The sequence below is a fragment of the Haloarcula sp. K1 genome, assembly GCF_001647155.1.
In the GTDB taxonomy this organism is placed as follows: Archaea; Halobacteriota; Halobacteria; order Halobacteriales; family Haloarculaceae; genus Haloarcula; species Haloarcula hispanica.
In genome coordinates this window covers 1-14067 of the sequence record NZ_LRHL01000009.1, presented here as the reverse complement: position 1 = coordinate 14067, position 14067 = coordinate 1, and the positions used below count along the sequence as shown (strand labels likewise).

Sequence of the window (14067 nt, the reverse complement as noted above, 5' to 3'; positions counted from 1 at the left end):
GGCCTTGTTGAAACCCTCATTCGGTGATAGTTCCCCCAAACCCTTGCTGACGACAGAGCGTAGATCAGCAGTGGCCCGGTATCGCTTCACGCGAGCTGCGAGGGAACCGCCGGGAGGCGTATAAGCAGGGTTATCGCGCTGGTGGTGGTCGGTAGGTAATTGTCTCGGTTCGTTCGTCGAACGTGACGACTCCGCTCTCAGCGAGCGTCGGGAGACACGCATGTACCACTTCGTAGGTGACCGTCTCTCTGTCGGGCGCGACTGCATTCGTCTCTTGGTCGATGATGTGCTCGATCAGGGCATCGAGCGATGCAGTTCTGTCGTCGGCGTCCGTCAGGTAGTCGATGATCGTCTGCGACCATTCATCTGCATGGAACTCGGGCATTGGTGGGTGGTGGCTGTTGCGGAACGCGTGTGCTGTGTGATGCGTCCCGCGTGCCGGCCACGCGAGGAGAACGAGGAGACTGCTTGTTCGTCCGGTATCCCGGCTCAAACGCCCCCTTCAGAATCAGGGCACGAACGCATAATGTGCAGTCGGGGTTCCGTACCTCACCATCGCGCCAGAGACGCATAAACCCGTGTGACTTTCCACTGAGTGATGAATTGCCTCACTCTGGGTACCGAATTCCGCCGCGTTCTCAGCCTCCCGGTGACATCACTGGTCGAGACCGTCGGAAACGACGACTCATTCGAGCGGTCAGTAAGTGGAGAGTACTAAACCACAAATCGGACGTATTAAGCATTGAAAGCCTCGTTTTGCCCAGCCTGAGGGAAATCGTTTTGTACACGCACCGTTTCTCTATCGCATGGCTGGCGAACCCAACTCGGATGAGCAAGCAACAGCCGACGTGTTCGCGTCACCCGAAACGCAACTGCCGCCGCCGGACATTCTGGAGATAGAGCCAGTGTACGAGGCGTTGGGGCACTCCCGACGACGGTACCTGTGCTACACGCTTCTCGAAGCCACCGAGTGGTCGCTGACTGACTTGGCGACGAAAATCGCCGCGTGGGAGAACGACGTTCCCGACCACGCCGTCACGGACGACCAGCGTGAAGAGGTGTACGTCGCGCTGTACCACGCCCACGTCCCGAAACTGGTTGACGAAGGCGTGATTACGTTCGATGAAGCGACCGAGACGATTACGACCGCCGAACACGCCGACCAGGTGTTGGCCGCCCTCGAAGGGATGGGTGCCAGCCTCGACTCGAAGCAAGAAACGCACGCCCGGAGTGACATGGATGAGCAAGAGGGATGACGATAGACCGATGGCTGAAGATGACCCGACCAGCAGTGCCAATACGCACGGGACGCAGGTAGCACAGCGACACTACGAACCCAACGGACAGGGTGAACTCACGACCGCAATCATCTACGCCATCGCAGAGGCTGACGGCGTCTCTCCGAGGGAGGTGAAGTCGCCACCGCTGTACGATTCCGTGGACGTACCAGCGATCGAAAAGGCGTTTTTCAGGCCGAACGTTGGGGCGGGGTCTCGGCAGGGCGTCGGGACTGTCGAGTTTCAGTACACCGACTACCTCGTGAAAGTCCAGAGCGACGGATGGGTACGGGTGTACGATCCGACCGAGGCCGACCACTCGTAGCAGTCACGTCGGAGCCACTGCGTCCTCACACGCCGGATACTCGGCCGGCCACGGTGTTTGCGAAGCACTCGGTTGCTCGTCGCCGTTCTTCGGTGGCTTCGTTCGCGGATGCTCGCGCGGTCAGCACTTGGCCGGTACCGAACGGACGGGCTCTCCTCGTTACTGGCCGATGCAACCTCCATCCTTCCGGCACAGGTTCCGCACGAGATACGCGCTCATTCAGCAGTCCCTTCGTCTCGGAATCACGGACAGTCGCCGTCCTCGTGTGAAAAAGCGAGGCTTCGCTCCAGATTGTGAACGAGGCACTTGATAACGAGTTCGCGGAACTGCTTCCACCAGCGGCGTGACCGGACGAACGCGCCGAATTTCTGTTTGATCGCCGCATTGACTGTCTCGTTCATGTTCCGCCTTCGGTAGAGATCGCTGTCCAACTGTGCATTCCACGCCTTGTGGAGTGAGGTGAACTCACGATGCTTGATGAGTGGTCGAATATCGTGATTGCGGGCAAGTCGCCGGAGCGTCTGGTCGTCATATCCCTTGTCACCGGTCAGGACTGCGATGGACGCTGCGTTCCGTTTCACTACCTGTGGCGCGATCTGCGTATCGTGTTTTCGTGTCGTCGTCACGTGAATATCGAGCACGGCGTTGGCCGCTGTATCGACCAACAGCGTTGTTTTCAGCTGCTGGATGGTGAGTTTCGTCCGCTTGGTGTAGTGAGTTGAGGCGTGGGCTCGCTCGAACCCGGACGCATCGATGCCGGTGACACCGTTCAGCGGCACGTCAGCGAGCGAGATGTTCAGTAGCACTCGCCAGACAGCCATCTCCAAGCGGTCGAAGGCTTTGCAGAGTGTCGAGGGTGCGGGAATCGAATCGAGATCGAGGGCGTCACGGATGCGTGGCATCTCGATGAGTTCGTCAACGAGGTCGCGGTACGTGGTCGTCTTCTTCACTTTCAGACAGAGCAGGACGACGTGTTGTCGGAGCGTGAACCGCTTCCGTGAATAGCGACTCGAATACCGTGCCACAGCACGACGAGCCAATACCATAGCCCGTTCAACGAATCGAAGAAGCCGTGATTTAGGGAGCGCATCCATCTTCCCTCCAGCTATTCGTCTGTCGTGTTAGTTAGCAAGGGTTTCAACAAGGCCTTGAGCGGGTATTTCAGCCAGCACAGTAATCACAAAAATCCATCTACAGCGGCAGCAAGTCCCAATTTTGTGTTCCTCTGGCGGGTGAGAGGATGTCTCGAAATATATCCTGCCGTCGTTCGGAAGACCTGTCGCAGCCACCCACCTCGCAGTTCGTCAAGTCCATCGCGACGACTGTTCGAGCGCAGTCCGGCAGCGCCGATGTTGAAGCGGTTGTCCTCCGTGCGGTGGCCCGGCGCTCAGAGAGTATCGACCTCTCGGACGTACTCGAACTTCGCTCGCTTCTGGACGTCGACGGTGCGCAGGCAGACACGCTAGAGGAACAGGTCACGAGCATCATCAGCGCCATCGACGCCGAACTCGCCGGTTGGGACCGCCAGGAGGTCGCTGCATGAACGCAGCAGGAACGGCCACGTTGGGTGATTTCGGCGCTGGTGGCCCACGCTCGGATGCGCTGATTGACACACAGAGCGCGGCACAGGAGGCCGTTGCGGGCGAATGGGAATTTCTCGCCGCTGGCAACGACACGATTGGCTGGCACATTCCCGACACCGGAGCGACAGTCCTGCTGAAACGAAGCGACGCTGGCTGGGCGCTCGAACGGGCGACCAAACTGGTCGGGACGCGACGGTCACTCGATTCCGGGCTGGAGCTTGCCAGCTCGTACATGGCGGATCGACCGGAGGGAGCGTCGGCATGGCGATGATCGAGCGCGAGCAGTGGCGTCGCGAGGAACGCCAGCGAGTTGGGGCAGCACTGGCACGCGCCCGGTTCTGGCAGTCGGTTGCGCCGCATAAAATCGGCTTCTGGGACGCCGTCGACGAGACGCTTCTGGCTCACTACCCGGGCTGTCGGTACAAACGCAGGACGACGCTCGACGATTTCCGAGAGGAGGATTCATGAGTGACACTCCTGACCCAATCCTCGACAAACTCCCTCCCGAGCGGTTGCTTGACGCCGACCATCTCCAGCCAATCGTCGCCGGCATCAACTGTATGCACTCAATGGAGACGGTCAAGCGGTATCTCGCATACGAGAACCAGCACCAGAACCGGACGCCAGTCCAGTCTCGCCTTCGAGAGCGGGCACGCGAGATCCGTCGCGATGAATCGGATACCGAGGAGCAAGCCGTCGCATAATTTCTGTGCCCCAGCGGGGTGAGGGGCGTCCCACAGAGGACGTGCCGCATACCGATTATGACTGAGAACAAGACAGACGAGACGGCTGTACAGCAGTGCGACGACCTCGATATCGACCCTGATGCCGTGGATATCGGTGATGGACTGAAAACGACCGAGGGCACGTCTGCACTCGCCATCGTCGGTGTTGACGCCGAAAACAAGCGCGTGAAGGTGTATTCCCCGTCCGGTGAGCTGACGGTCAATCGCTGGGTCAGCATGGACCTGTTCAGCGTCCACTCCCCGAACGAGGACATCCAAACCGACGCCGACCGTGAAGCGTGGCTGAACGAGACGCTGCCGAAGAAGGCCACGCATATCGACGGGAACGTGTTCCCACTCAGGTATGCCATCGACGAGAACGGGAACGTAATCGCGGAATAATCGAGGAGCCGTACCAGCCACTCTTTCGCTCACTCTCATGCTCACGGTTCCCGAGCGCAAGCGCTCGGGGGACACGCTCCACCTTGGACCGGCAGGCCGGTCCGNNACCGATCATGAGTAAGAACAAGACGGACAAGACGGCTGCACAGCAGTACGACAACTACCCCGATCCCGACGCCATCGTTCACTTTGGCGATGTCTCAGAGGAACTGGTCGAGTTGATCGAGGAAACGCTAGAGACTTCGGAGTTCCTGTCGGCCTCTCGCGACGACCTGCCCGAAACGACGCTGCTCGTCGAGGCGGTCGAAAATGAGTGACGACCACCTGTTCATCGTCGTTGAGGGCGTCGGGCCAGCAGATTTTCCTGAGAACGAGGCGAGTTCCAACAAGCAAGACGAGGCCGTTGCTCTCGCGAACGATATCCACGACCTAATTCGTGAGGAGTACGGCAAGGAGGAGGTCGAGGGCGTTATCCCGGTAGTCAACCCCGACGCACACGAACAGATGCAGGCAACGGAACTCTGACAGGCGGCGAAACGGCAGTTTCTTTAGCCATGATGCTGGCTGCAACGCCTGCTCAGTAAGCGTGCTTACTCCTCGCTCAAATTCATAACAATAATTGAATATTTGGGAGAAACTGTCCAGAAGAAGACACGCCAGTAATTTAGTAAGATTTGAAACAAAACGTTCTGGCTACTGGCAATTCAGGAGTTCTGTTTTTCTTTCGCCCACTCAAGTGCGGGCTCAAACTCTTTGAATCCCTTCGTAAGTACATTATCAGCTTCATTTTTCTGGCTGATCGAGAGTCGTGCAATCCCATCAGCAACATAAGCTGTGAAGTCGACATCCGACTGTTCAGCTACATCGGTCCAATTGTCTTCGACATGGTCCAACACCTTGGAATCCATCTCTTCTACGCCACCGATGGTGACGACAACGCTCTCCATTTCTGGGTCACTGGCTGTCTCAACGTAGTGCTGCTCTGCCTTTTCCATATCGCCTGCTTCGATAGCTGCGGGCAGATCCTCAATCTTCCAGATTCCAACACCGTCGTCTTCTTCGTAATCAACGTATTCGGATACTGAAGTTGCCATCAAATTAATAATCTCTGGCATCGCATAAGAATCAATCCCACAGGTTCTCAAGAACGATACCGAGAGTAGCAGTCCCTCCTGAGCCTGTTTTAATATCGTGGTCAGCATAGTACAAACCTCCTGCATTGTGTCTCATTTTTCGGAGAGTTACAATAGACGGTTGGCATTTTCGACCATTCCTACAGCCTGTGCTTCCCGTTTTAAGTCGAGAATAGCCGTCCATTTCAACAACTCTAGTCGCCGAATTTTCTGTGCCCCAGCGGGGTGAGGGGCGTCCCACAGAGGGCGTGCCGCCTGTCATTCATGGCTACCACAGAATCCCGTAGCGACGCCAGCAGTATCGACGAGAGCGAACTGGAGGAGGCTGACCCGAACAACCGGACCGTTCGGGCACTGACCGAAGTGATGACCGTGTTGGACTCGATTGGTCGGGCACGAAACGCCGACGACCTCTTCTTGATCAACTCTGGCTCCGGCTCAGAGTACCTTGTTGACACCCGAACAGGGGGTTGTGAGTGCAAGTGGAAGCAGTACAACCCCGACAAGGAGTGCAAGCACCAGAAGCGAGTCGCCTTCGCGACCGGCAAGAGACCGATCCCGCAGTGGGTGGACGACGACGCCCTAGACGACCAGTTCGGGCTGCACGTCGACGGCGAACCACGAAAAGCAGTCGCTGACGGTGGAGTCATGCAGGTCCGGTTCGACGACGGCGGCGTCACGAACCCAACTGAGGACCCTTTGGCTGTCACCTCCGAGGACGAGCCACGCACGAAACGAGCGAAGCAGGAAGATATCGACGTTTCCTTCCTCGCAAAGCCCGGTCGCTACGAGGTCTATTCGGCGTCGGATAGCCGGTACGAGGTGGATGTGCTTGAGGAGACGTGCAGTTGTCCCGATGAGGCCGAGCGATGCAAGCACCGTCGCCGGGTCGAGATCGAGATTGAAGCCAAGCGAGTCCCCCGCCCGGATGGAAAACTGCCAGACGCCTAACCGGGGGCCGCAGCGTGTTTTCTGCCCCTCTGGTCAGGTGAGAGGATGTCTCGAAATATGTCTTCACAAACTGTCCAGACAGCGTTGTCTACAGCTACGCCGAGCTGTCCCGAGTGTGGCGGCGAACTCGACAGTAGTGGCCGAGAGACGCACTGTGAGGACTGTGGCCTGGTGACCGACCAAGACCAGATCGACCGCAGGCCAGCGTGGCGAACGTACGATCAGGAGGAACAGAAACGGACGGGCGCACCTCGGACGGCCACTCGCCACGACCGAGGCCTGTCGACGAATATCGGCTCGGTTGAGAGTGCAGATATTTCCCCGAGACAGCGTCGACGGCTTGCTCGCCAGCGACAGCTCAACGGCCGGTCGAAGTTCACCAGCAAGCGCGACCGGAATCTCGCTNNTCGCGAGTGCGCTGTCTGAGAGCAACGCGGTGAAAGAGCAGGCAGCCACGTTCTTCAAGGAAGCCCAAGACAAGGACCTGCTAATCGGACGGTCGATTGAGGGCGGTGCAGCGGCCGCTGTATACGCCGCCTGCCGGTGCAACGGCCTCGTGACGATGGAGACGGTAGCCGACGTTGCCCGGTGTTCTGCATCGCATATCTGGAACTGCTACCGGACGTTCTTGGTGGAACTTGACCTTCCGATTCCAGTGTCGCTCCCGGTGGACTGGGTGGCGCGGATTTGTTCGGACCTTCCATTCAACGTTTCTCCGGATATTCGTCAGCGGGCGCTCGAACTCGCAGAGCAGGCGACCGAGTCCACCGAGATCAACGGGCGACCAGACGGTATCGCAGCCGGCGCTCTGTACCTCGCCGGGAAAGAGTCAGACATCCGGCTCACGCAAGCGACGATCTGCGAGCCACTGGATGTGCATATTACGACGGCCCGGCAGTGGTTCCAGGAGATCGAGGAGCATATCGTTGCGTGACCGCTCGCGACCGTTGTTTTGCGTGCCCCGGCGAGGGTGCAGGGCGAGCCAGCAAGTACGTCCTGAGAGAGACATATGTCAGTTACTGATACTCCAAAATCGGCGGCACGGAACGACTCTTCGAGTGTTTTTGCGTCGGTCCCATCGCCACGGTCGCCAACGAAAGTCGCATCGTTTGTTGAACGAGTCCTCGTCGAACTTCGCCACGAAGCGGTGGCTGCTCGGTACGTGACTGATCTAGACCAAGCCGGAGCGAAGACGATCTGGTGTCGGGTCGAGCACACGCCGTTGGACGTCGACGCAGAGTACGTCCAGATTCGAGACGACCCCCGGCTAGGGGTTGACGTCGAGCCGTGTTCGCAGGCGACGGTTCGAGAACGACTGTGCCAGTGTCTTGACCACGACCGGGTTGGGCGCGTCGACGTTCGACCGCTGGCCGGCGTCTCGATGAGCGACGACTGAGCTGTGCTTCAGGTCTGGTTCCGCATCGGCAGGTCGAGATCACCGAGGGCAGCGTGCTGGCGGAGAACGCAGAGATGTGGGCAGACGGTCGTCGCCTGGAAGACTTCGCAGCTGCACCAGCCGGCGTGGGTCCCGTTTGGATGCTCGGCCAGCGAGCAGTTCACAGGACAGTCGCCGTCGACGGAGACGAGAAACAGGTCCGGGCGACCGCCCTTCGTTACGTCGACACTGGCATCGAGGGCGGCGTTCCACGTTGCTGACCGACGCTGTCGGATCTGCTGGAAGTCAAGATCGCGGGTGCCGCCGGGCTGGCGGGATATCCACTGGTCTGGGGGCGAACACTCGCTAGTCGTAGTGGGGGACTCGGCTGTTTTCATGATGAGTCCTCGTACTAATACATATATTCTCAAACAGCAAAAAAGTTGCTATAGAGGCGATACAGAGCGGATTTTGTGTTTCTCTAGTGGCTGAGAGAATCCAACAATGAGTAGTAAATACCAACGTGGGAACACCGGGCCGAAAAAGTTGAAGTGGCGCTGGAAAGATGAGACGGAGAATCGGTCGTTGCCCCAATCGTGGGCCGACAACGGTCGCACAGAATCTCCCAAGGAGAACGAAGTGCAACTGTACGCAATCCAGTGCCGGGCTGGGCTCTTACTTGAGTGGCTGGTGAATACACGAACTGGAAAGCTACTCAGGGGCCCGCTGAGTGAGAAGCCGGGGATTCGTGTTCTGTACGTCACCGCTGACGGTGAGTATGCAGTCCTGAAAGAGTTGGAGGCCCGCGAAATTGAGGACAGTTGGAAGCCGCCCAAGCAGTTCGCCAGCATCATCGCGAAGCACCCGGAGGAGGCTGATCCCGTTCCAGACTCCAGCCAGGACTACTACCGACGGGGGGTCGAAGACCTGTACGACTCGTCGTAGCCGCTGCAGAACGGTTTCTTTGCTCATGACAGCGATTGAAACGACCGCTCAGTGAGTATGTGAATTGGTCACAGGTTGGTCGTCATCTTTTGATACAGCCGGCGTCATTAGCTTCAACATCAGCTACAAATAGAGTAGGACTGTTTCTCAGCTACAAGATTGGGTTGAATAAGAAGTATTAGCCCGCTTGTCATACTACCATTCATGTGTGATGATTCAGATTGCGACGACTCTATGCTTCTTGACACATTCGATCAGTTGAATCTAGAAGAAATAGGTCCGCGTAGAATTGCAGTCTACATCCTTGAGGACTACTACGGTAAAGCGATGGCCGATCTCAGTCGCGAAAACCTGGGTATAGATGGCAGGATGAGAGAGATGAACCTGAAATCTCAATGGGGTAAAATCAAGGTAAGAATTCAATCGCTGGACCAACATTCAATCCCCGATGAGTACCATTCGATAGCTCCCTCCCTCAAGGAAATCCGAGATAATGTTGCTCACGATTATGACTACGAACCACCAAAATCCCATCTTGAAGATCTTCGAGAGTATGCTCCGCAGTGGAAGGCCTGGCTCACTGACCAAGCTCACGAATATCAAGAAGTTCGACAGGAACTCAGTGCCCGACAGACGCTAATTCAAATGACTCGGAACACGCTCCAAGAAGTAGAGCAGGAGTCTGAATGGCTGAGTTCCAGTGCTTCATTCTTTGAGGAGGCTCACGATGATGCACAAGAGATGTTGACAGAGTTAGATAGGATAGAAAATAGCTCCAACCGTATCACAACTGAACTTGTGCATCTTTTTTCTGATGCGAAGGAGTTGAGTCAGGAAGTCAACTATGACGAGGCAGTCGAAGCCCTCGTTGAACAGGAACGACAGCGGCAGGTCGATGCGTATCTTGAGGAGCCTTGGCTTTATGAAGATATGTAGGACTGGTTACTGATAGAAATCATCGATTGAATTTTATTATGATTCTGCTCCCGATTTGCTACGGCTCTCCGTGTTCGCCGGCCACCACCGTTGAGCCCACTCTTCGTCTCTTGCGAGGGAACGGGATGATAGGCACACCTTCTGTACTGACCAGCTCATTCCACAAGTAGAATTTCCAGAGCGACACCCTCCGGCAGGCCAGATTTTGTGACTCTCTGGTGGCCGAGAGAGCATGGCTTCGCCACAGATCGACGTCGACGAGATTGTTGAAACGCTTGAGCAAATTCGCCAGCGCGGGCACAGCGCGCACACGGTCTTCCGAGACTGGGTCAACCTCATGCTGTTCGCACTGCAGGACCGAGACGATCCGTATATAGAGATCGTCGACGACTATCGCGAACGCGGCGATATGGACCATCCAGACGGACAGCGCTCGGTCGACCTCTTCGCCAAGGCGTTCGGCCAGCTCCAAGAACGGATGGCAGCCACCGACGCTGACGTTCTGGGTGCTGTCTACGAGGAATACGGGATGTCCAGCGATGCGTTCGGCCAACACTTCACGCCCCACTCTGTTTGCGAGACGATGGCCGAGATCGCCGGCGTCGGAGACGAGAGCGATAGCGATGATAGACAGACGGTCCTTGACCCGGCCTGTGGGAGCGGTCGAACACTGCTGGTCGCCGGTCGAAAGCAGCCAGACGCGCTGTTTGTCGGGCAAGACAAGGACCCACTGTGTGCCCGAATGACGGCGCTGAACTGCTGTTTCCTAAATCTGGACGCCTATGTCATCCAGGGCGATTCACTGACTGTTGAGTTCCAGCGAGCGTGGCAGACCTCGTACTCTTTGCTGGGAGGGAGCGTTCGCGAACTCGACGACGAGGAAGTTGAGGAGCTTCACGAGTGGGTGACCGACGCCTTCGAGAATACGGTCGAGGCGGAGAACGAGTCCAGCCCAACTCAAGGGACAGACACGGGCTCTGAAGAGCGAACACCACCGGCTACGGTGTCTGTTCCGAGTGAGCAGGCCAGTCTGGGTGCGTTCGAGGGCAGCGATTGACAGCTGTTTTGTGAGCCCCAGTCGGGTGCGGGGCGTTCCAGTGAGAGCGTCCCGAGGAAAACCATGTCAGAAGAATCAGACACAGAGCCAGACACGGCTCCAGACTCGGTTGAAAAGGTCGAACGAACGGACTTTGGGTGCAGTATGGAAGCACGGTTGGATCGAGGCACTGACACCCGCGATCAAGACAGAGTGACGATCAAATCGAAGGGTGAGACTGCCGAGGAGACGATTGTGGAGTTCTACAAGCTCTTGGAAGAGTACGACCAGGAGATCAGTGGTCGGCTTCGGGATGTTCAGCCCGAGGCAGACGAGGCAGGCGAGGAAGACGAGGATTAACAGCTAGTTTACCATCAGATTTCAGCCACTTTCGAGACCGGTTCTATCCCTCAAAGTAGCCATTGATGCGTCTGGATTTTGGTCAATTTCAGTAAACTTAATGGCGCAAAGTTGTTAGCCAGCCTGAAATGTTTGACCTCACCGGTTTTCAACGTGATTTACTGTACGTGGTGTGCGGTCTAGACGGCCCACATGGCCTCGCGATCAAAGAGGAGATGGAGGAATACTACGAGGGAGAAATCCATCACGGGAGGCTATACCCGAACCTTGACACACTTGTCGATAAAGGGCTCGTTGAGAAGGCACAAAAAGACAGACGGACCAACATCTACTCAATCACGCGACGTGGCGAACGAGAGATAGCTGCTCGAAACGAGTGGNNATCCGACTCTGAATGGCCACGCCGCAGTCGAGATCGAGAACGTGGTTCACGCGGTCGTCTCAAAATCGCGAGGTAAGAGGATAGGTAAAGCAGCCACAGCGTGTGTATCAAAGCGATAACCCCGGCTGTCACTAACTCAGGACAGGCATCATTGCTGGAGAGTCCATATCGTATTCTAAGTCTGCAGGATTACACCACTTCGAACCCTCGCTAAGGACACTGTCACTCGCGGGCTTCGTCACTGCTTACAGCAGCTTCGCTTCGATGTACTGGTCGATATTCTCATTGTCGTCGAGTTCGTTCAGCGTGTCCAGCGCTCCTTCCATCGAGTTGAGGTCCTCGGTCGTGAAGTCGTCCTGTTGGGCCACACGACTTAGACTCACGAGGAGCTTGATTTTGTTCACGTCCGTCTCAAGACGCATCACTTTCGTGACGACGTTCTCGTTGTCGGGGTCGTCCAGTCGGACGAACGCCGGCGGGATTACGTCCCGAAGCAACGCCGAGACGTAGAGGTCGTCGTCGGACGTGGCCGGGACGTCCGAGAGCATTCGCTTGACGATAGCGGCCTTGTCTCCCGTGGTATTGGTAACGACGTTTCGCACAAACGCGTTGGTATCGAGATGTCGCAGGTTCCGGTGTTCGTCGACGTGGACGGGAATGAGCTGTAAGTCCTCGTTGGCGAACTCCGGGGCGATATCGTCTTGGTGGACACAGATGTCTGTGCCGATCGCACCGGGGTCGAAACTAGCGAAGGGGTCAGACAGTGTCACGTCACTTGGCGGTGACACGGCGTCCGCTCGGTCCATCCCATCCAACAGGTACCGGTCCGCCGGGTGTTTACTCCCGTAGTCTTCCCAGGGTATGCGGGTCGTGACGATGAGGATACTCCCGTTCTCAAGCTCCTCCACCATCCACGCCGGCGTGTCCAGAACCCGCTGGCGGCCGCCAAACTGTTCGATTAGCGGCTCCGAGTAGACGCCCAACCAGGGCAGGCGTTCGAGCTCTACCGGTACACCCGATGGGTGACACGTTTTCGGCGGCGGGCCGGTAGTCACTTGAGTCGTGTTTATTACCGCGAGGTACAGCGGGTCGAACTCGACCACAAGCGCGGAGAGGAGTTCGATATAGTCGGCTTTGAACGGTTCCCGCTCTGACTCAGGACGGTCACTCGATTCCGTCGCAAGATTCGAAGCAGCGGTCGATATGTCGAGATACGAATCCGGTATATTATTCTTCCCCGACTCATCGCCGATGTTGAATTCTAGCTGCCTCTCTCCGAGACGGAGAGACAGGGAGTCGACGGTCGTATCGATATCCTCACTGGTACTTGGCGCGTCGTCGCGGTCGAGAGTCATTCCCAGCGTTCGGCCTATCTGGGGTATCCGTCGACAGAGTTCCGCCCGTACCGGTGGGTCTGTATCGAATAGAGAGGCCAAAGCTGTACCGTCACTCATGTTTAACTCTCTACCTGGTCGAAGGATTTGATTGTTACTTCTGTCCCGTCAAACTGTGATTCAATTCTGTCCGCAAGCCCAGTGAGTGATTCCACGTCTTGCACGTCGGAGGGGAAGCTCTCACGCACATCTGAATCGAATGTAACGTCTTTGTTTCTGACGACAACGACGATCTCATCTTGCCCGCTTGCGGCGATAGTGTTCAATTTCTTCCGGAGCGAATTCACGTCGCCTCCAAGTGCGACATCGGCGATGTCATCGCTGTTGAACGAGTCTCTGTACTCATCGGAATCGAAATATGTGTTCTTCGATTCGTAGGCGGCCCCGTTCCGATTGTTGACGTCGATATCGGTTGGGCCGTCTTTCAAGTCGTCTTTGGTGACACCGTCGGGTAGGTCCTCGTCAGCGATATTGTCAGGGTCGACTGTCGCGTCCATCTCGACATCGGCGTTATCGTTGTTCTCGATGACACGCCTTGCGGTACGGGTTTCCCCTGCGAGACCGGTGTAGCCGGACTGGTCACCGGAAATTCTGGTCACAGCATCGTCCAGCCGGTCGACGTCTTGATCGTCGAGATATTCGAGGTCTTCCATGACTCTACCAGGTTCTTCGCCCGGGACACCATCGGGAACGTCGTCTGAATCCTCAAACGCTCTGACGAGTTTCTCTGACGCGTCCTGGTCCAACCCGTTGCGGCTGTCAACGAAGTCCTCGACGGATTTCAGGACCCCATCGCAGGGGCTGTTACAGACATCGGCACGCATGAGCCGAATTGCATCTGTATCAGACCGCGCCATGGACCGCTGCACTATCGCTTTCTCATCCGCATCCAACCCGTCGTACCGCTTGACCGCCGTCGCGAATTCATCGCTATCGACCGAATCGCTCTCGTAGGCCTCAGTAAAGCGCCGCTGGGTAGCGGCGTCGTCCATCTGCAGGAGCGCGTCGGCGGCGTCCTGATCGCTTTCCGCCAGATCGTTGAGCGCGCGACGCCCACTGGGCCCGGTGTTCTCGAAGAGGTCGGTGGCCTTCAGCGTCGGGTCGTTGATGTCGGTGTTGCCCAGGTAATCGCTCCCATCGCTGTCGAGTTGGTCGAACTGCTCGGTCGTCTGCTGGCGCCGGGGCCCGGGCATGTCGTTGAGCTTCGCGCTCATGCGCCCGGTCGGCACGTCCGCGTCGGGGA

Annotated in this window: 21 protein-coding genes and 2 pseudogenes; 17 read left to right on the top strand and 6 right to left on the bottom strand. The window is 57.2% G+C overall.

Annotated features, from left to right (window positions below):
* Positions 1 to 130: 130 nt before the first annotated feature.
* A complete protein-coding gene (locus AV929_RS03740) occupies positions 131 to 493 on the bottom strand; it encodes a hypothetical protein (RefSeq protein WP_155120718.1) in 363 nt (120 codons plus the stop codon).
* Between the two features lie 313 nt (positions 494 to 806).
* On the opposite strand from AV929_RS03740, the gene AV929_RS03735 reads away from it, so the two are divergent.
* Complete coding sequence (locus AV929_RS03735; RefSeq protein WP_064287490.1) at positions 807 to 1256, top strand: hypothetical protein; 450 nt, start codon at positions 807 to 809, stop codon at positions 1254 to 1256.
* On the top strand, positions 1240 to 1602 hold the full coding sequence (locus AV929_RS03730) for a HalOD1 output domain-containing protein (protein ID WP_155120717.1): 363 nt from the start codon (positions 1240 to 1242) through the stop codon (positions 1600 to 1602). Before AV929_RS03735 ends, AV929_RS03730 begins: the two co-directional genes overlap by 17 nt.
* Positions 1603 to 1844: 242 nt before the next feature.
* Here the strand turns inward: AV929_RS03730 and AV929_RS03725 are convergent, their stop codons facing one another.
* A complete protein-coding gene (locus tag AV929_RS03725; protein ID WP_064287488.1) occupies positions 1845 to 2696 on the bottom strand; it encodes an IS5 family transposase in 852 nt (283 codons plus the stop codon).
* A 158-nt stretch (positions 2697 to 2854) separates the two neighbouring features.
* On the opposite strand from AV929_RS03725, the gene AV929_RS03720 reads away from it, so the two are divergent.
* The 7 genes from AV929_RS03720 to AV929_RS03690 all read left to right on the top strand — a co-directional run bounded on the left by AV929_RS03720 (position 2855) and on the right by AV929_RS03690 (position 4837).
* On the top strand, positions 2855 to 3145 hold the full coding sequence (locus AV929_RS03720; protein WP_064287493.1) for a hypothetical protein: 291 nt from the start codon (positions 2855 to 2857) through the stop codon (positions 3143 to 3145).
* Complete coding sequence (locus tag AV929_RS03715; RefSeq protein ID WP_064287487.1) at positions 3142 to 3456, top strand: hypothetical protein; 315 nt, start codon at positions 3142 to 3144, stop codon at positions 3454 to 3456. Before AV929_RS03720 ends, AV929_RS03715 begins: the two co-directional genes overlap by 4 nt.
* Complete coding sequence (locus AV929_RS03710; protein ID WP_064287486.1) at positions 3447 to 3653, top strand: hypothetical protein; 207 nt, start codon at positions 3447 to 3449, stop codon at positions 3651 to 3653. Before AV929_RS03715 ends, AV929_RS03710 begins: the two co-directional genes overlap by 10 nt.
* A complete protein-coding gene (locus AV929_RS03705; protein WP_064287485.1) occupies positions 3650 to 3889 on the top strand; it encodes a hypothetical protein in 240 nt (79 codons plus the stop codon). The genes AV929_RS03710 and AV929_RS03705 overlap by 4 nt, the downstream gene beginning before the upstream one ends.
* 57 nt (positions 3890 to 3946) lie before the next feature.
* Positions 3947 to 4312 carry a hypothetical protein gene (locus AV929_RS03700; protein ID WP_064287484.1) on the top strand — a complete coding sequence of 122 codons (366 nt, stop codon included), beginning with the start codon at positions 3947 to 3949 and terminating at the stop codon, positions 4310 to 4312.
* 113 nt (positions 4313 to 4425) lie between these two features.
* Positions 4426 to 4629, top strand: a complete 204-nt coding sequence (locus AV929_RS03695) for a hypothetical protein (RefSeq protein WP_064287483.1) — start codon at positions 4426 to 4428, stop codon at positions 4627 to 4629.
* Positions 4622 to 4837: a hypothetical protein gene (locus AV929_RS03690; protein ID WP_004966197.1), complete on the top strand. Its 216-nt coding sequence runs from the start codon at positions 4622 to 4624 to the stop codon at positions 4835 to 4837. The genes AV929_RS03695 and AV929_RS03690 overlap by 8 nt, the downstream gene beginning before the upstream one ends.
* Before the next feature lie 179 nt (positions 4838 to 5016).
* Here the strand turns inward: AV929_RS03690 and AV929_RS03685 are convergent, their stop codons facing one another.
* Positions 5017 to 5514 (bottom strand): hypothetical protein, encoded by a 498-nt coding sequence (locus AV929_RS03685; protein WP_230458835.1) that lies wholly within the window; start codon positions 5512 to 5514, stop codon positions 5017 to 5019.
* Positions 5515 to 5709: 195 nt separating this feature from the next.
* On the opposite strand from AV929_RS03685, the gene AV929_RS03680 reads away from it, so the two are divergent.
* The 3 genes and pseudogenes from AV929_RS03680 (at position 5710) to AV929_RS03670 (ending at position 7792) form a co-directional block, all read left to right on the top strand.
* Positions 5710 to 6396, top strand: a complete 687-nt coding sequence (locus AV929_RS03680) for a hypothetical protein (RefSeq protein ID WP_064287482.1) — start codon at positions 5710 to 5712, stop codon at positions 6394 to 6396.
* Positions 6397 to 6453: 57 nt separating this feature from the next.
* A pseudogene (locus AV929_RS22915) lies at positions 6454 to 7330 on the top strand (transcription initiation factor IIB family protein).
* A 75-nt stretch (positions 7331 to 7405) separates the two neighbouring features.
* Positions 7406 to 7792 carry a hypothetical protein gene (locus AV929_RS03670; protein ID WP_064287481.1) on the top strand — a complete coding sequence of 129 codons (387 nt, stop codon included), beginning with the start codon at positions 7406 to 7408 and terminating at the stop codon, positions 7790 to 7792.
* Between the two features lie 8 nt (positions 7793 to 7800).
* Here AV929_RS03670 and AV929_RS03665 read toward each other — a convergent pair whose 3' ends face one another.
* Positions 7801 to 8169 carry a hypothetical protein gene (locus AV929_RS03665; protein WP_064287480.1) on the bottom strand — a complete coding sequence of 123 codons (369 nt, stop codon included), beginning with the start codon at positions 8167 to 8169 and terminating at the stop codon, positions 7801 to 7803.
* Between the two features lie 106 nt (positions 8170 to 8275).
* Here AV929_RS03665 and AV929_RS03660 point away from each other — a divergent pair, with 106 nt between their 5' ends.
* The 5 genes from AV929_RS03660 (at position 8276) to AV929_RS03640 (ending at position 11506) form a co-directional block, all read left to right on the top strand.
* Positions 8276 to 8716, top strand: coding sequence for a hypothetical protein (locus AV929_RS03660; RefSeq protein WP_064287479.1), 441 nt, complete (start codon positions 8276 to 8278; stop codon positions 8714 to 8716).
* Positions 8717 to 8950: 234 nt separating this feature from the next.
* Complete coding sequence (locus tag AV929_RS03655; protein WP_155120716.1) at positions 8951 to 9652, top strand: hypothetical protein; 702 nt, start codon at positions 8951 to 8953, stop codon at positions 9650 to 9652.
* A 232-nt stretch (positions 9653 to 9884) separates the two neighbouring features.
* On the top strand, positions 9885 to 10709 hold the full coding sequence (locus tag AV929_RS03650; protein ID WP_064287477.1) for an N-6 DNA methylase: 825 nt from the start codon (positions 9885 to 9887) through the stop codon (positions 10707 to 10709).
* A gap of 63 nt (positions 10710 to 10772) precedes the next feature.
* Positions 10773 to 11048, top strand: coding sequence for a hypothetical protein (locus tag AV929_RS03645; protein WP_064287476.1), 276 nt, complete (start codon positions 10773 to 10775; stop codon positions 11046 to 11048).
* Between the two features lie 128 nt (positions 11049 to 11176).
* Positions 11177 to 11506: a helix-turn-helix transcriptional regulator gene (locus tag AV929_RS03640; protein WP_155120715.1), complete on the top strand. Its 330-nt coding sequence runs from the start codon at positions 11177 to 11179 to the stop codon at positions 11504 to 11506.
* 169 nt (positions 11507 to 11675) lie between these two features.
* Here AV929_RS03640 and AV929_RS22575 read toward each other — a convergent pair whose 3' ends face one another.
* Both AV929_RS22575 and AV929_RS22230 read right to left on the bottom strand, forming a co-directional pair.
* On the bottom strand, positions 11676 to 12785 hold the full coding sequence (locus tag AV929_RS22575; RefSeq protein WP_230458832.1) for a hypothetical protein: 1110 nt from the start codon (positions 12783 to 12785) through the stop codon (positions 11676 to 11678).
* A gap of 101 nt (positions 12786 to 12886) precedes the next feature.
* Positions 12887 to 14067: pseudogene (locus AV929_RS22230) on the bottom strand (hypothetical protein); the annotation flags it as partial.

Bases quoted from the DNA above. Each gene is read 5' to 3' on its own strand.
- AV929_RS03735 (WP_064287490.1), top strand. From the start codon at position 807: ATGGCTGGCGAACCCAACTCGGATGAGCAAGCAACAGCCGACGTGTTC.
- AV929_RS03730 (WP_155120717.1), top strand. From the start codon at position 1,240: ATGAGCAAGAGGGATGACGATAGACCGATGGCTGAAGATGACCCGACC.
- AV929_RS03725 (WP_064287488.1), bottom strand. From the start codon at position 2,696: ATGGATGCGCTCCCTAAATCACGGCTTCTTCGATTCGTTGAACGGGCT.
- AV929_RS03715 (WP_064287487.1), top strand. From the start codon at position 3,142: ATGAACGCAGCAGGAACGGCCACGTTGGGTGATTTCGGCGCTGGTGGC.
- AV929_RS03710 (WP_064287486.1), top strand. From the start codon at position 3,447: ATGGCGATGATCGAGCGCGAGCAGTGGCGTCGCGAGGAACGCCAGCGA.
- AV929_RS03705 (WP_064287485.1), top strand. From the start codon at position 3,650: ATGAGTGACACTCCTGACCCAATCCTCGACAAACTCCCTCCCGAGCGG.
- AV929_RS03700 (WP_064287484.1), top strand. From the start codon at position 3,947: ATGACTGAGAACAAGACAGACGAGACGGCTGTACAGCAGTGCGACGAC.
- AV929_RS03695 (WP_064287483.1), top strand. From the start codon at position 4,426: ATGAGTAAGAACAAGACGGACAAGACGGCTGCACAGCAGTACGACAAC.
- AV929_RS03690 (WP_004966197.1), top strand. From the start codon at position 4,622: ATGAGTGACGACCACCTGTTCATCGTCGTTGAGGGCGTCGGGCCAGCA.
- AV929_RS03685 (WP_230458835.1), bottom strand. From the start codon at position 5,514: ATGCTGACCACGATATTAAAACAGGCTCAGGAGGGACTGCTACTCTCG.
- AV929_RS03680 (WP_064287482.1), top strand. From the start codon at position 5,710: ATGGCTACCACAGAATCCCGTAGCGACGCCAGCAGTATCGACGAGAGC.
- AV929_RS03670 (WP_064287481.1), top strand. From the start codon at position 7,406: ATGTCAGTTACTGATACTCCAAAATCGGCGGCACGGAACGACTCTTCG.
- AV929_RS03665 (WP_064287480.1), bottom strand. From the start codon at position 8,169: ATGAAAACAGCCGAGTCCCCCACTACGACTAGCGAGTGTTCGCCCCCA.
- AV929_RS03660 (WP_064287479.1), top strand. From the start codon at position 8,276: ATGAGTAGTAAATACCAACGTGGGAACACCGGGCCGAAAAAGTTGAAG.
- AV929_RS03655 (WP_155120716.1), top strand. From the start codon at position 8,951: ATGCTTCTTGACACATTCGATCAGTTGAATCTAGAAGAAATAGGTCCG.
- AV929_RS03650 (WP_064287477.1), top strand. From the start codon at position 9,885: ATGGCTTCGCCACAGATCGACGTCGACGAGATTGTTGAAACGCTTGAG.
- AV929_RS03645 (WP_064287476.1), top strand. From the start codon at position 10,773: ATGTCAGAAGAATCAGACACAGAGCCAGACACGGCTCCAGACTCGGTT.
- AV929_RS22575 (WP_230458832.1), bottom strand. From the start codon at position 12,785: ATGACTCTCGACCGCGACGACGCGCCAAGTACCAGTGAGGATATCGAT.